We start from the raw sequence: 14,763 nt of genomic DNA, 5'->3' as shown, positions 1-14,763 counted from the left end.
TCGCCGCGAGCGCCCAGAACATCAAGAAAATAGCGATGGCGCTCACGAAAGCACCCAAACCCGCCTAGGGATGAGGAAACGAGGCTCATCTTATCTCCCGTTCACCCGCAAAAGACGACAACAAAACGTCATCATCCCGAAAAAGAAAAAACCCGCCGAAAATATCGACGGGTTTGTCAGCGGTCTGAGGCGGCGAAGGCCGCCTCTTTTTATGCGCGGTTTCAAAAGCCCGGATTGCTATTGCCGAGGCTCGAACTGATAGGTTTTTTTCAGGGTAATATCCCGAACGCTGCCAATGCCCAGAAACGGCGTATTGTCGGCATCAAAAATCGCCCTGCCCTTCGCCACGATCCATCGGTTCGATCCGTCCGGCAGATTGACCTTATAACGCTGGTCAAAAAAAACACCTGTCGTAATGCTCTCAAAAATGGCCTGTGCCACCTGATCGCGCATTTCGACATCTATTCTTTCGAGTATAGCCTCGATCGTCACCCCGCGTGACGCAACCGGTTCCGAAAAGCCATGACACTCCGCGGTGACGGCATCCATGATCAGCCTGTTGTCGGAAATACTCCACATGTAATAGCCAAGCGCATTGTCTGAATCCGTTTTGTCCCCCAGCACGAACCCCCCCGGACATTTTTCCTGACGAAAGCTAACATCAGACCTCTGATATTCCACCCCTCGTTTTTTAGGGTGAGGCCGATGTCCACCGGAGCGTGCATTGATATCCACCGAAATTTCACGCCGGTCAGATCGGAGTACGGTCTCAAAGGAGCGATAAATTCCTGGGGGACATCGCAAAGCCGCCAACCTCGTCCTACATAACTGTGCGACGAAATTTCATAGGAGGCTAATATGCTGCGAACTGCTCTCACTTTCGGAGTGCTGACGGCAACTGCCGCTCTTGCCGGGTGCCAGACGTGGGAAAGCCCATATCGAGGGTCTCAATGGCGCATGGACCAAGTGATGGACGGTGACCCGTATCGCGTCGGAGATGGCAACCATCAGGGAAATGGTACCGCCTCAAATATCATTCGACGCTAGGTCGCGACGAGCATGCTGAAGTAGCGGCAGGTCGAGAATCTTCCGAACCAAATTATAAAGCCCGGGTAGTGACGAAAATCACATCGAAGCCGCCCGAGCTCTGTTCCAACGAAACCGCGAGCAGAAAACAGAAAGCTATCTAAACGACTGGCTAAAAAAGAAAAAACCCGCCGAAGCGGGTTTCTTTGGTGCGGTCGAGAAGACTCGAACTTCCACGGGTTGCCCCACAGCGACCTCAACGCTGCGCGTCTACCAATTCCGCCACGACCGCATCGTGGTAGGCGTCGACTTGCGCCGACGGGGGTGCATGTAGCAAAAGGATTTTCGGTGCACAAGAGCGTCGTGACAGTTTTTTGAAATTAAAAATCGCACCGCACCATCCTATATGCAGGAAGCCCGGAAATGCTGGGGTTGCGGCCGTCTCGCCATTTTGCGAGAAGGCTGTGGAAAGGACTTTTTCATGCTCACACGCACCGATATAGAGACAAACATGCTGCCCGCTCCCGGTTCGCCGCCCGTTCGCTGGCGAATCTCGGAAGGCCTCGTCCCCTATGAGCAGGCGATTGAGGAAATGGAGCGTGAAGTCGCCGCCATTGCCAGCGGCGAGGCCGATGAACTCGTCTGGCTTCTGGAACATCCGCCGCTCTACACCGCCGGCACCAGCGCCGATGCCGCCGACCTTATAGAGCCGGAGCGCTTCCCCGTCTTCGCCACCGGTCGCGGCGGTGAATATACCTATCACGGGCCAGGCCAGCGCGTTGTCTACGTGATGCTCGATCTGAAACGGCGGCGGCAGGATGTCCGCGCCTATGTGGCGGCGCTGGAGGATGTCATCATCCGCACGCTCGACAAGATGAATGTCCGTGGCGAGCGGCGCGAGGACCGCGTCGGCGTCTGGGTCAGGCGGCCGGAGAAACCACTGCTTCCCGATGGCGGCATGGCCGAGGATAAGATCGCGGCGCTTGGCATCAGGCTGCGCAAATGGGTGAGCTTCCACGGGCTCTCGATCAATGTCGATCCCGACCTCTCGCATTTTTCCGGCATCGTTCCCTGTGGCATCAGCGCCTATGGCGTCACCAGCCTTGTCGATCTTGGATTGCCGGTTATGATCGGAGACGTCGACGTTCTGCTGCGCGAGGCCTTCGAGGAGGTTTTTGGCCCGGCAGTGCCCGAAACCGGCGCAAGCGGCTGATCCCACCGCAACCTTTGCCGCAGGCCGGTGTTTCCAGCATCGATCACCACAAGAGGAGGAACGATCATGTTCACAACATCCGCTTATGCCTGCGATGACGGTTCTTCGCCGATGAAGCTTGCGACCATCAAGCGTCGCGATCCCGGCCCGCGCGACGTCGAAATCGAGATCGAATTCTGTGGCGTCTGCCACTCCGATATCCACACGGCCCGCAGCGAATGGGCGGGCTCCCTCTACCCTTGCGTTCCCGGCCACGAAATCATCGGCCGCGTCGGCCGTGTCGGCTCGCAGGTCACCCGGTTCAAGGCAGGCGACCGCGTCGGCGTCGGCTGTATTGTCGATAGCTGCCGGGAATGCGCAAGCTGCGCCGAGGGTCTGGAACAATATTGCGAAAACGGCATGACCGGCACCTATAATTCCCCCGACAAGGCGATGGGCGGCGGCGCGCATACGCTTGGCGGCTATTCCGCCCATGTGGTCGTCGATGACCGTTACGTCCTCAACATTCCCGAAGGCCTCGATCCGGCGGCAGCAGCACCCCTGCTCTGCGCGGGTATCACCACCTATTCGCCGCTACGTCACTGGAACGCCGGACCCGGCAAGCATGTCGGCGTCGTCGGTCTTGGCGGTCTCGGCCATATGGCCGTCAAGCTCGCCAATGCCATGGGCGCAAAGGTGGTGATGATCACCACCTCGCCCGCCAAAGCGGAGGATGCGAAAAAGCTCGGCGCCCACGAGGTGATCGTCTCACGCGACGCCGAGCAGATGAAGAAGGCCGCTTCGAGCCTCGATCTCATCATCGATGCCGTGGCCGCCGACCATGACATCAACGCCTATCTGGCGCTGCTGAAACGTGACGGCGCGCTGGTTCAGGTGGGCGCGCCGGAAAAGCCGCTCTCGGTGATGGCCTTCAGCCTCATTCCCGGCCGCAAGACCTTTGCCGGCTCGATGATCGGCGGCATTCCCGAGACGCAGGAAATGCTCGATTTTTGCGCCGAAAAAGGCATCGCCGCCGAAATCGAGATGATCGATATCGATCAGATCAACGACGCTTATGAACGCATGATAAAAAGCGATGTGCGTTATCGCTTCGTCATTGATATGAAGAGCCTGCCGCGCCAGAAGGCCGCCTGACCCTGAAAGGGGGCGACCTTGCGGGCGCCCCTTTCCCGTTGGACCTTTCGGTCGAAAGCGCAGCCTGCCCCATGACTCCCCGCTCTATGACCAGCCAGACCGGTTTCAACGATATCGCCAGGGGCATGACCATCATGGCGGGTTGCATGCTGGTGCTGCCGGTCATGGATGCGATTGCCAAATACATGGCGGTAAGCGGTGGCATGTCGCCAGCGCAGGTGACCTTCTATCGCTTCTTTTTCCAGCTGCTCTGCACCCTGCCGCTGCTGATCGTGGTGTCGCCCAGGGCGCTGTTCAGCGCCAAGCGGCCATGGATGAACTGCCTGCGTGGCGTCCTGCACGCCTCGGCCAGCCTGATGTTCTTCGCCGCCGTCAAATACATGCCGCTCGCCGATGTCTTCGCAATCTATTTCGTCGAGCCCTTCATGCTGACCATGATGTCGGCCCTCTTCCTCGGCGACAAAGTGGGCTGGAAGCGCTGGACCGCGATTGCGGTGGGCTTCAGCGGCGCGCTGATCGTCATCCAGCCCAGCTTCGAAATCTTCGGCTGGACGTCGCTTCTGCCGGTTGCCTGCGCCTTTCTTTATACGCTTTACCTCTTTTTGAACCGCGCCATCGGCGATGCCGACAGCCCGTTGGTCATGCAGACCATGTCCGGCATCGCGGGGACCGTATTCATGGGTGCCGCACTCTTCGCCGGTGATGCGCTAGGCGACCAGGATTTCGCCGTCTCGCTTCCGCAATCCGGCTTCGCCCTTGCCCTTCTCGTATTATTGGGATCGATATCCGGCTACATGCACCTGTTGATCGTCAGGGCCTTCCGGCTGGCGCCGCTTTCTCTGCTGGCGCCGTTCCAGTATTTCGAGATCATCTCGGCGACGATCCTCGGTTATGCGCTGTTTTCAGATTTTCCGACGCCGTCGAAATGGCTTGGCATCGTCATTATCGTCGCATCCGGCCTGTTCATCATCTGGCGCGAGCGCCAGAAAGACGGCGCAAACCCGCCGCTTGACGGACAATGACAGCCGGCACAGTTATTTCTCAACTCTTCGAGGGCAGCGGCCCTTCGTCGTGATGGTCCTGCGCCTCCACGAGACTGCCAAGCAGCCAGAGGGAAACCTCGGCCGCCTCTCCGGCCGACTTGAACCGGTATGAGCCGCTATATTTCGGCATGTCGAAGAAGGTGACGACGAAACCGTCACCGCTCTCAAGACTTTCGACCCGGATGCGCTCGGGATCGATCATCACGCACACATAATGCGATCCCATATTGCGCATGAAGCCGGCCTTGTTGTCGTGCAGCCGCACGAAGGCACCACCACCATCCGCCGTCATATGCAGGCTTCTGATCGCCTCATTGGGAAAGGCGCGGGCGAAATCCATGATCGCCTGCCCCACATCATGACTGTTATCCTCATCCGTCGCCCGCGACATGCGCCAGGCGTAAACGGCAAAGACTGAAAGCAGCACGAAAACGATAATCCAGATCGCAATATTCATCCGGGGCGCTCCCTCAGTATAACAACATCAAGATTCGCGAATCGAAACGATGCGAACCGATTCAGGTTCATATAGACCGAGGCTTGTGTGAAGTGTGGCTAGCGGGATCGACCTCGATTCGCAGCCTGGCTCAGTCAGCGCCATTAGAAACGCTTGAGGAAGGAAGCCTTTGCCAACAGCCATTGCCGGCGAAGCTGCGACAGTTGCAGGTCGCCGTCAAATACGCCGCTCCCCGCCTTTCTCGCGGCTGCGATGACCGGACCGGACAGGGCGACGGGAAGATAGGCGGCAAAGACATTTTTCGAAATCTTCGCACGCCTCGCCTTCTCGATATGATCCAGCGCATGGGCCGCAAAAATTTCTATGGCGATACCGATGCGCTGCCTGTCCTGCCCTTCGAGAAATGTTTCGCGGTCTAGCCCGGCCGCAGCCAGCATATCGGCGGGAATATAAACCTGCCCGCGACGCCGGTGCAGCGGCATGAGCAGCAACATGCCGGCCATGGCCTGCGCCACGCCCGCGTGCCCTGCCGCCTCCGCGCTGGATGCGGCGTCTTCAGTGGAAAGCACGAGACTTGCAAGCTGGATCAATGCGGATGCGGTCTCTCCGGCATAGCCTTCCAGCGCATTGCGATCCTCGAACAGGTCGTCATAGAGATCGAAGATACGCGCCTCGATCATATTAGCCAGAACCGGACGCGGCAGGCGATAGTGCTCGATCGTCGTCAAAAGCGCTGCAGCCACCGGGTGGGATTGGCTGTCGCCGTGTGGATTGCCGTCGAGAAGATCGCGCCACCATTGCATGCGCACCTCGCCGGGCAGTGCTTCGCGCACGGAATCGCGGATGCGGGCGATTTCGGCGTTGAAGGCGTATAATGCGGCAAGGGCATTGCGCCTGTCTGCGGGCGACAGAAGAGACGCGAGATAGCGATCGCGATCGGTATCGCGCAGCGTCGCGAGGCAGACGTCGAGATTTTCTGTGGGTGCCATGGTTCCCCGCGCGAAACGTCCTGTCAGCCTTCGACGGCAATCAGCGCCGCAGCCACAGCGCGCGATTCCGACAGCATGATATTATAGGTGCGCACGGCGGCGCCCGTGCTCATCGGGTCAACGGCAATGCCCGCCTCCTTGAAGGCGGCGCGCAATTCCTTCGGCAGAACCCGCATGCCATCACCCGTTCCGATCAACAGCACTTCGATATCCTGCGCTTCCGCCAGAAGCTTTTCGAAATGTCCGACAGTCAATTCTTTCGCATCAACGGGCTCCCACCCATAGATACCCGAAGGCAGGAGCAGCAGCGAACCGCGATGCGACATGTCGGCAAAGCGGAACCCGCCGTTGCCATAGGCATCGATGGGCGCCCGGCCGGGAAAATGGGCCGGGCGTATTTCGATCCCGCCAGCCATCAGACGGCAGGCTTGCCGCCGATGGCGTTACCGGACTTGTCGTCCTTCTCGTCTTCCGCATCCTTGCTTTCGGGGCGCAGCTTGAACGCAATCAGCACCGGAGCTGCGATATAGACCGAGGAGAACACCCCGATACCGACGCCGAACAGCATGGCGAAGGTGAATGAGCGGATGACCTCGCCGCCGAAGAGGTAGAGCGCGAGCAGTGCCAGCAGCACGGTCAGACCGGTAAGGATGGTACGCGACAGCGTCTGGTTTAGCGACGCGTCGATAATCATCGGCAACGGCATCTTCTTATAGCGCCTGAGGTTTTCGCGGATGCGGTCATAGATGACGACGGTGTCGTTCAACGAATAACCGATGATCGTCAAAATCGCCGCGATACTGGTCAGGTTGAATTCTATTCCGAGGAACACGAACAAGCCTATCGTGAAGACCACGTCGTGCACCATGGAGATGACCGCACCGAGCGCGAACTGCCACTCGAAACGAACCCAGATATAGACCATGATCGCCGCCATGGCGAGCACTACGCCGATCGTGGAGGACGTGGTCAGGTCGCCGGAAACGGCAGGGCCGACAACCTCTACACGGCGGAAGTCATATTTGTCCTCAAGCTCACCGCGCACCATGGTGATGGCGGACTGTTCGGCATTTTCCCCGCCGTCCTGCGCCTGGATGCGGATGAGAACATCTTGCGGCGTACCGAAATTCTGCGCCTGGATTTCACCGAGGTTCAGCTGGTTCAGACGATCGCGAATATCGGCAATATCGGCATCGCCCTGCTTGGCGCGCACTTCGATGACCGAGCCGCCCTGGAAATCGATACCGAGGTTGAGCCCCTTGGCGACGAAGCCGCCGACACAGGCGAGCATCACGGCGCCGGTGATCATGAAGACCACGCGACGGTAGCGCATGAAGGGGATATCGCGGCCGTCGAACATGGCGGTGCGGACACCCTTCGGCAAGTGTTTCGGACGACTGCGGCGAACCCAGTAGCCGAACATCCACGCCGTCAGCGTATAGGCCGTGAACACGGTTGTGATGATACCGACGGCCAGTGTGACCGCGAAGCCCTTGACCGGACCGGTACCCATGTAGAACAACACGCTAGCCACGATCAGCGTCGTCAGGTTGGCGTCGACAATGGTCGCAAAGGCGCGGGTGAAGCCGTTATCCAGCGCCTGAATCAGCGGTTTCCCGCTCTTCACCTCTTCGCGTATGCGCTCATAGATCAGAACGTTGGAATCCACCGCCATGCCGATGGTCAAGACGATACCAGCAATACCCGGTAGCGTCAGCGTCGATCCGATCACACTCAGCACCGCAATCAGCATCACGACGTTGACGATAAGGGCGATATTCGCCAGCAGGCCGAAGAAGCCGTAGAAGACGAACATGAAGATGAGGACGCCGACGGCGCCGATCGCGCTGGCCGTCAGGCCGGCGGTGATGGAGTCGCTACCGAGGCTCGGACCGACGGTGCGCTCTTCAACGACGGTCAGCGTGGCCGGCAGCGCGCCGGCGCGGAGCAGAACCGCGAGATCGTTGGCGCCCTGCACCGAGAAATTACCGGAGATTTGTCCCGAACCGCCGATGATCGGCTCGCGGATGACAGGCGCGGAGATGACCTGGTTGTCGAGCACAATGGCAAAAGGTTTGCCGACATTCTGCTGCGTCGCCTGCGCAAAGCGCTGCGCACCGCGGCTGTCGAAACGGAAGGTAACGACCGGCTCGTTGGTCTGCTGGTTGAAGCTTGCCTGCGCGTCGACGAGATTGTCGCCGGAAACAAGCGCACGGCGTTCCACCAGATAGGGAACCGGCGGATCATCCTGCGAATAGAGAACTTCCGAGGTCGCGGGCGGACGGCCGTTCATGGCTTCCTGCACCGGCATGGTGGTATCTACCATGCGGAAGGACAGCTTTGCCGTCTGGTTCAAAAGCGATTTCAGGCGCTGCGGATCCTGAAGGCCGGGCACCTGCACGATGATGCGGTCTGAACCCTGACGCTGGATGAGAGGCTCGGTGGTACCGACTTCGTCAACGCGGCGACGCACGACCTCGATGGACTGCGACACGGCGGACGACAGACGGTAGTCGATGCCTTCATCCGTCAGGTTGAGCCTGAGCAGATTGTCGCCGCCGTCATTCATCGTCACTTCGGTGATGGAGCCGCCAACCAGCGTGCCGGCGGACACCGGCTGCGTCAGTTCACGAAGTGCATTCTTTGCTGCTTCCACCTGAGCGGGGTCGCTGATGCGGACCTGGATCTGCTGCCCGTTGCCGGTAAGCCCCGAATAGCGGATGTTGGCGTCGCGAAGCTGCGTACGCACATCGCCCACGATCGTCTCAAGCCGTTCCTTGACGATGTCGGAACGCTCGATCTTGAGCATGATGTGCGAACCGCCCTGAAGGTCGAGACCGAGCGTTACCTTGTTGTCCTTGTACCAGGCAGGCATGCCTTCCAGTTGCTTGTCCGTAAACAGGTTGGGAGAGGCGATGACGACGCTTGCCAGCACAAGCAGCCAGATGAAGACTGTTTTCCAACGGGAAAAATGAAGCATTTCGATCTCGGTCAGGGTTGGGGTCGCGCTACGCGCAACCCGTCAAAATTCGCAATCGGGCATTCGATAATCCGGCAGGATCAGGAAGCGGCTTCCGTCTTGACCACTTCGCCCTTCACACGCACTTCGGCAATGTAGGCGCGGGCGGCACGGATTTTCACGCCTTCAGCGATTTCGACTTCGAGCTCATTGTCATCGATGACCTTGGTCACCTTGCCGACGATGCCTCCGCCGAGAACGACCTGATCGCCGCGGCGAATATTGGTCAGCGTTTCCTGGCGCTTCTTCATCTGCGCACGCTGCGGGCGAATAAGGAAAAAGTACCAGACCACCATGAGCGGCGCAAACAGGAAAAGCATTTCAAGGCCGGAACCGAAGGCCGATGCGCCGCCTGCTGCGTCCTGGGCAAAAGCTTGACTAATGAACATATAAAACTCCTCAGAATTACGGCACGACCTTGGATGCCGCCCCAGCTTTCAAGCCGCCGGAATATAGTGGGGAACGCCGGGATTGCAACAGATGCAGGGCCCACGCCGTACCGATTCCGGACCTCTTAACCTTTATGGGCCTGAAACGCCATGCTAGGCCGGGCGCAAAACAGAGTTTTGAACACCAGACAAGCGGAAGAAACACCATGATTCGAGAAGAAACGGCCTCCCTGCTTCTTTCAGAACTGCGCCGGCTCACCATCGCCGTGGAACGTCTGGCCGGGCCGGCGCCCGCCGTAAACGACTGGAATGCGGCCGATTGTTTCGTCTGGGTCCCGGTCAACTCCTTCATCCAGCCGGTTCCCCGCCCCAACCGCATCGCCCTGAAACTCATTCGCGGCGTCGACCATGTTCGCGACATTCTTCACGAAAACACGCTGCGTTTCGCGGAAGGTTTTGCCGCCAATAACGTGCTCTTATGGGGCGCGCGCGGCATGGGTAAATCCTCGCTGGTCAAGGCCGTTCACGAAGATGTGCGCACGGCGAGCGGCGTTTCGCTCAAACTGGTGGAAGTGCACCGCGAGGACATCCACACCCTGCCCGCTTTGCTCGACATCCTGAAGACGTCAGGTCATCGCGTCATCGTCTTCTGCGATGATCTTTCCTTCGACCATGATGATACGGCCTACAAGTCGTTGAAGGCGGCGCTGGATGGCGGTATTGAAGGACGGCCCGACAATGTCCTCTTTTATGCGACCTCCAACCGTCGTCACCTCCTGCCGCGCCACATGATGGAGAACGAGCAGTCCACAGCCATCAATCCTTCGGAAGCGGTGGAAGAAAAGGTGTCGCTGTCGGACCGTTTCGGCCTGTGGCTCGGCTTCCACAAATGTGGCCAGGAAGACTATCTGACGATGATCGACAGCTATGCCGAGCATTTCGATCTTGGACTGGACCGAGAGACCCTGCATCACGAGGCGCTGGAATGGGCGACGACCCGTGGTGGCCGCTCCGGCCGTGTCGCCTGGCAATATATTCAGGACGCCGCCGGCCGCCTCAGAAAACCGTTGGACAGATAGGAATTCGATCACCCACTACAGTGCTTCTTCGACCCTCGCGCCAGAACGCCTTATAATCCGGGCGGGGACACCGACGACAGTACAATCGGCCGGTACGTTTTTCACGACGACCGCGTTCGCGCCGATTTTGGCGTTGTTGCCAACGACGATGTTACCAAGAACTTTCGCGCCCGCGTTTATTGTGACGTTATTGCCGATTTTCGGCGCACCAGCAGAGTCGACGTAGCCAATCGTGACCTGCTGGTTGATCCAGCAATCCGCACCGATCGCCTCCGCGGTGATGATTGTGGCAAAGCCGTGCTGAATAAAAAGACCGGGTCCGATAGACGGGGTATGGATATGAAGTGTGCTTTCAGGACGGGAAAGAAACTTGAAAAAGCGCGCTCTCGGCAAGCGATAATAAAAAAGACTGCGAAATTCCGGTGCTTGAGACATCAATTCAACGAAATTTGCGAGGAGGTCCGTTCGCTTTCTGATCTCCTTCTTGAGAAGTCTGTCACTCCATACCTCGATGTCTCTGAATATCGGATTTTCGCGCCTCGCCGAAAGAAGTAAAAGGATATGCGGCGCCATGATAGAGACATATAATGCAATATAAATTCTTTTAAAAAGAGCCATTCCTGAACTCCGGCAGCAGGCGATAATTTATCAACTGTAATATAATTAAAATTATAGAGGGATCGCGGTCCTTCCGCGAGCGAGTTTTCTGGTTTTATCCATTTTTGACAGAAGACGATCACCCTGTCCATGCCGCCGATTGAAGTGCACTCGTCAGCGAATGACGAGGGATAGTTCTGCGTCTTTTGTCGTTACGACCACACCGCGTGTCGTATTCCCGAACGCCCCATCTCACGCCACATGGTTTGCTGCGCCCATGGAGTCACCTGCCTGTGGAGGAGCCGGCAGGCACAATGTTCAAACCACGGAGGAGATGGATATGAGCAGGAATAGAGGCGTCGTTTACATGCGGCCGGGTCAGGTCGAAGTCCGTGACATCGACGACCCCAAGCTTGAAGCGCCGGATGGCCGCCGCATCGAGCACGGCGTCATTCTCAAGGTGATTTCCACGAATATCTGCGGCTCCGACCAGCATATGGTGCGCGGTCGCACCACCGCGATGCCGGGCCTCGTTCTTGGCCATGAAATCACCGGCGAAGTCATCGAAAAAGGCATCGACGTCGAGATGCTGCAGGTCGGCGACATCGTCTCCGTGCCATTCAACGTCGCCTGCGGCCGTTGCCGCTGCTGCAAGTCGCAGGATACCGGCGTCTGCCTGACCGTGAACCCTGCCCGCGCCGGCGGCGCCTACGGTTATGTCGATATGGGCGGCTGGATCGGCGGACAGGCCCGTTATGTCACGATCCCCTATGCCGATTTCAACCTTCTGAAATTCCCCGATCGCGACAAGGCGATGTCGAAGATCCGCGACCTCACCATGCTGTCCGACATTTTGCCGACCGGCTTCCATGGCGCGGTCAAGGCGGGCGTCGGCGTCGGCTCCACGGTCTATGTCGCGGGTGCCGGCCCGGTCGGCCTTGCTGCCGCCGCCTCCGCCCGCATTCTGGGTGCGGCCGTTGTCATGGTCGGCGATTTCAACAAGGATCGTCTCGCCCATGCGGCAAAAGTCGGTTTTGAACCCGTCGATCTTTCCAAGGGCGACCGGCTGGGCGACATGATTGCAGAAATCGTCGGCACCAACGAGGTGGATAGCGCCATCGACGCCGTCGGCTTCGAAGCCCGCGGCCATTCCGGCGGCGAACAGCCAGCCATCGTTCTCAACCAGATGATGGAAATCACCCGCGCCGCTGGCTCCATCGGCATTCCCGGGCTTTACGTCACCGAAGACCCCGGCGCGGTTGACAACGCTGCAAAACAGGGCGCCCTGTCGCTGCGCTTCGGCCTCGGCTGGGCAAAGGCGCAATCCTTCCACACCGGCCAGACGCCGGTGCTGAAGTACAACCGCCAGCTCATGCAGGCGATCCTGCACGACCGCCTGCCGATTGCCGATATCGTCAACGCCAAGATCATTGCGCTCGACGATGCCGTGCAGGGATATGAAAGCTTCGATCAGGGCGCGGCCACCAAGTTCGTGCTTGATCCGCATGGCGATCTGCTAAAGGCAGCCTGATATAGCCGACAATTCTTCCATGGAATGAACGCGCCCGCGGCAATCTCGCCGCGGGCGTTTTTTATCTCCATGTCTCCGAATGGAGATATTACGCTTCGTTTCTGGCAAGCGCTTCGAGCGCGGCAATGGCGTCCGCCGAGAGGTAAGGCCTGAACAGGCTGGAGACCTGCCGCAAGCCCCACTCTAGTTGCTGTGGTCCAAATTCGCTGACACCGTCCTGCAGAGTGAGATAGGCCGCCCAATAGGTCGAGACGATCCACAGATTGGTCAAAACCGCATCGCGCTCATTTTCGGGAATAATCACCAGCCGCGCTTTCTGCATGCGCCCGACGATGTCTCCAACGGCAAGCCGCATCTCAGCACTTATCGTCCTCACCGGCTCCACCAGTCCCGGCGCGAGCGCAATCAGACCGACGAGGTCACGAAACAGAAAGCGGTAATTCCACACCAGCGAGAACCATTGCCGCAGGAAACCGGCATAGGTTTCCGCCGCCCCCTCATCTGCCCCATCGACGGTCGCGACCAATGCCACCGCATCGGCCTCGAAGCGCGCAAACAGCGCAAGAACCAGCAATTCCTTTGTACGGAAATGGTAATAGAGATTACCCTCGTTGATCTTCACCGCACCGGCAATTTCCGCCGTCGTTACACGGTCTGGCCCCCGCCCGTTGAAGAGGTCGAGAGCGGTATCCAGAATCCTGTCGCGCGTGGAGGATCGAGCACGCGCCGGTCGTTTCGCATCATTGCTCATTATCGAAATCGCATCCCGCTATTGAAAATTAAGGTGATCACCTTAAATTATTCAAAATAAGGTACACACCTTAACAGCAAGTTGCCATTGTTCAACGGGCATAAAGGACCAGCAGATGACCGAAACCGGCCTTCGCACCCCGTCCACCGATACGACCGGACCGCAATCCGTATCGAAACTCGCCACGGCGCGTCTCGCTCTTTCCCTTATCCGCAATCCGTTGAAGGCATTGCCGCCGGAGATTTTCAGCGAACCCGCGGTCTTTAGCCACCTCGGCGGCATCATGCGGGTTCATCTGGCCGATCCCGTGCTCATCCACGAGGCTCTGGTGAAGAATGCCGCTCTGCTCGGCAAGGGTGAAGATGTCCGCCGGGCACTCGGCCCCGCGCTTGGCCAAGGCCTTCTGACGGCCGACGGCGATCACTGGAGGTGGCAAAGGCAATCCGTCGCTGCCGCCTTCCGCCATGAAAAGCTGCTGGAATTGCTGCCCGTCATGATCGAAACGGCCCGCCGCACGCAAACACGCTGGCACTCGTCCTCCACCGCCGACATCGATATCGGCCACGAGATGATGCGGACCACCTTCGACATCATCGTCGAAACCATGATGTCGGGTGGATATGGCATCGATATCGGCCGCGTGGAGCAGAGCATCACCGATTACCTGAAACCGACCGGCTGGACCTTCGCACTTGCCATGCTGGGCGCGCCGGAATGGCTGCCGCATCCCGGCCGGCGCAAGGCCCGCGCCGCAGTCGATTACCTGCGCACCAGCCTTGCAAAAGTCATTGCCGGACGAAGGCAGAACCCCACCGACAGGGCCGATCTCGTCTCCATGTTGCTGGAAGCCAGGGACCCGGAAACCGGCCGCATGATGAACGACACCGATATCATCGACAATCTGCTGACTTTCATAACCGCCGGCCATGAGACGACTGCCCTCGGCCTTGCCTGGACATTTCACCTTCTATCGCAAAACCGCGAGGTGGAACGAAAGGTGGTTGAGGAAATCGAAGCCGTCACCGCCAGCAAGCCGGTTGCAGCCGAACATATCGCCAATCTCACCTATATCAGACAGGTGTTTTCGGAGGCGATGCGGCTTTACCCGCCTGCCCCCGTCATCACGCGCACCGCGCTTCAAGACTTCAGGCTCGGCGAACATGACATTCCGGCCGGAGCCGTGTTGTACGTACCGATTTATGCCGTACACCGGCACACGGCCCTTTGGGACGAACCCGAACGCTTCGATCCGTCACGTTTTGAACCCGAGAAGGTGAAGGCGCGCCACCGATACGCCTATATGCCGTTTGGCGCCGGGCCGCGTGTCTGCATCGGCAATGCGTTCGCGATGATGGAGGCCGTGGCGATCCTTGCCGTCATCCTTCAGACGAACCATCTCGAAAACAAAACCACTGCGTCGGCGGAACCGCTGATGCGGGTGACATTGAGGCCGCAGGAGCGGCTGATGATGCAGATCACAGAGCGTTAAAACAAATCGCCCGCGGTGTAACCACCACGGGCGACTGTTTCATTGA

Annotated in this window: 15 protein-coding genes and 1 tRNA gene; 7 read left to right on the top strand and 9 right to left on the bottom strand. The window is 58.8% G+C overall.

Annotation, left to right across the window (positions count from 1 at the left end; all coding sequences use genetic code 11):
- The coding region (locus PL597_RS22225; protein ID WP_271366255.1) for a hypothetical protein at positions 1 to 259 on the top strand (259 nt) is incomplete at its 5' end.
- On the opposite strand, the gene PL597_RS22220 is transcribed toward PL597_RS22225, so the two are convergent.
- Both PL597_RS22220 and PL597_RS22215 read right to left on the bottom strand, forming a co-directional pair.
- Positions 238 to 735, bottom strand: coding sequence for a PAS domain-containing protein (locus tag PL597_RS22220; RefSeq protein ID WP_269824631.1), 498 nt, complete (start codon positions 733 to 735; stop codon positions 238 to 240). The genes PL597_RS22225 and PL597_RS22220 overlap by 22 nt on opposite strands.
- A 498-nt stretch (positions 736 to 1,233) precedes the next feature.
- Positions 1,234 to 1,318, bottom strand: a tRNA-Leu gene (locus tag PL597_RS22215).
- Positions 1,319 to 1,507: 189 nt separating this feature from the next.
- Here PL597_RS22215 and lipB point away from each other — a divergent pair.
- From lipB to PL597_RS22200, 3 genes are all read left to right on the top strand, one after another.
- Positions 1,508 to 2,239: a lipoyl(octanoyl) transferase LipB gene (gene lipB, locus PL597_RS22210; protein WP_089153229.1), complete on the top strand. Its 732-nt coding sequence runs from the start codon at positions 1,508 to 1,510 to the stop codon at positions 2,237 to 2,239.
- Positions 2,240 to 2,305: 66 nt separating this feature from the next.
- Complete coding sequence (locus PL597_RS22205; protein WP_137410410.1) at positions 2,306 to 3,373, top strand: NAD(P)-dependent alcohol dehydrogenase; 1,068 nt, start codon at positions 2,306 to 2,308, stop codon at positions 3,371 to 3,373.
- Between the two features lie 86 nt (positions 3,374 to 3,459).
- Positions 3,460 to 4,395, top strand: a complete 936-nt coding sequence (locus PL597_RS22200) for a DMT family transporter (protein ID WP_269833570.1) — start codon at positions 3,460 to 3,462, stop codon at positions 4,393 to 4,395.
- 19 nt (positions 4,396 to 4,414) lie between these two features.
- Here PL597_RS22200 and PL597_RS22195 read toward each other — a convergent pair whose 3' ends face one another.
- From PL597_RS22195 to yajC, 5 genes are all read right to left on the bottom strand, one after another.
- On the bottom strand, positions 4,415 to 4,873 hold the full coding sequence (locus tag PL597_RS22195; protein ID WP_077982250.1) for a hypothetical protein: 459 nt from the start codon (positions 4,871 to 4,873) through the stop codon (positions 4,415 to 4,417).
- A 143-nt stretch (positions 4,874 to 5,016) separates the two neighbouring features.
- Positions 5,017 to 5,862: a phytoene/squalene synthase family protein gene (locus PL597_RS22190; RefSeq protein ID WP_077982249.1), complete on the bottom strand. Its 846-nt coding sequence runs from the start codon at positions 5,860 to 5,862 to the stop codon at positions 5,017 to 5,019.
- Between the two features lie 23 nt (positions 5,863 to 5,885).
- The gene (locus tag PL597_RS22185; RefSeq protein ID WP_077982248.1) at positions 5,886 to 6,278 is read right to left on the bottom strand and encodes an Mth938-like domain-containing protein; all 393 of its coding nucleotides are present in this window, start codon (positions 6,276 to 6,278) and stop codon (positions 5,886 to 5,888) included.
- Positions 6,278 to 8,842, bottom strand: a complete 2,565-nt coding sequence (gene secDF / locus PL597_RS22180) for a protein translocase subunit SecDF (RefSeq protein WP_077982247.1) — start codon at positions 8,840 to 8,842, stop codon at positions 6,278 to 6,280. Before secDF ends, PL597_RS22185 begins: the two co-directional genes overlap by 1 nt.
- A gap of 80 nt (positions 8,843 to 8,922) precedes the next feature.
- Positions 8,923 to 9,270 (bottom strand): preprotein translocase subunit YajC, encoded by a 348-nt coding sequence (gene yajC / locus PL597_RS22175; protein WP_003524964.1) that lies wholly within the window; start codon positions 9,268 to 9,270, stop codon positions 8,923 to 8,925.
- A 206-nt stretch (positions 9,271 to 9,476) separates the two neighbouring features.
- On the opposite strand from yajC, the gene PL597_RS22170 reads away from it, so the two are divergent.
- Positions 9,477 to 10,349 carry an ATP-binding protein gene (locus PL597_RS22170; protein ID WP_271366254.1) on the top strand — a complete coding sequence of 291 codons (873 nt, stop codon included), beginning with the start codon at positions 9,477 to 9,479 and terminating at the stop codon, positions 10,347 to 10,349.
- Positions 10,350 to 10,364: 15 nt separating this feature from the next.
- Here the strand turns inward: PL597_RS22170 and PL597_RS22165 are convergent, their stop codons facing one another.
- Positions 10,365 to 10,967 carry a serine O-acetyltransferase gene (locus tag PL597_RS22165; protein WP_271366253.1) on the bottom strand — a complete coding sequence of 201 codons (603 nt, stop codon included), beginning with the start codon at positions 10,965 to 10,967 and terminating at the stop codon, positions 10,365 to 10,367.
- A gap of 319 nt (positions 10,968 to 11,286) precedes the next feature.
- Between PL597_RS22165 and fdhA the strand changes: the two genes are divergently transcribed.
- Positions 11,287 to 12,477, top strand: coding sequence for a formaldehyde dehydrogenase, glutathione-independent (gene fdhA, locus PL597_RS22160; protein ID WP_077982915.1), 1,191 nt, complete (start codon positions 11,287 to 11,289; stop codon positions 12,475 to 12,477).
- Between the two features lie 88 nt (positions 12,478 to 12,565).
- Here fdhA and PL597_RS22155 read toward each other — a convergent pair whose 3' ends face one another.
- A complete protein-coding gene (locus PL597_RS22155; RefSeq protein ID WP_271366252.1) occupies positions 12,566 to 13,228 on the bottom strand; it encodes a TetR/AcrR family transcriptional regulator in 663 nt (220 codons plus the stop codon).
- Positions 13,229 to 13,343: 115 nt separating this feature from the next.
- On the opposite strand from PL597_RS22155, the gene PL597_RS22150 reads away from it, so the two are divergent.
- The gene (locus PL597_RS22150; RefSeq protein WP_271366251.1) at positions 13,344 to 14,717 is read left to right on the top strand and encodes a cytochrome P450; all 1,374 of its coding nucleotides are present in this window, start codon (positions 13,344 to 13,346) and stop codon (positions 14,715 to 14,717) included.
- The last annotated feature ends 46 nt before the right edge of the window (positions 14,718 to 14,763 follow it).

This window comes from Agrobacterium sp. ST15.13.013 (genome assembly GCF_027956525.1).
Lineage (GTDB): Bacteria > Pseudomonadota > Alphaproteobacteria > Rhizobiales > Rhizobiaceae > Agrobacterium > Agrobacterium salinitolerans.
The sequence above is the reverse complement of the archived record's forward strand: the minus strand, read 5'-3'. Positions and strand labels throughout refer to the sequence as shown.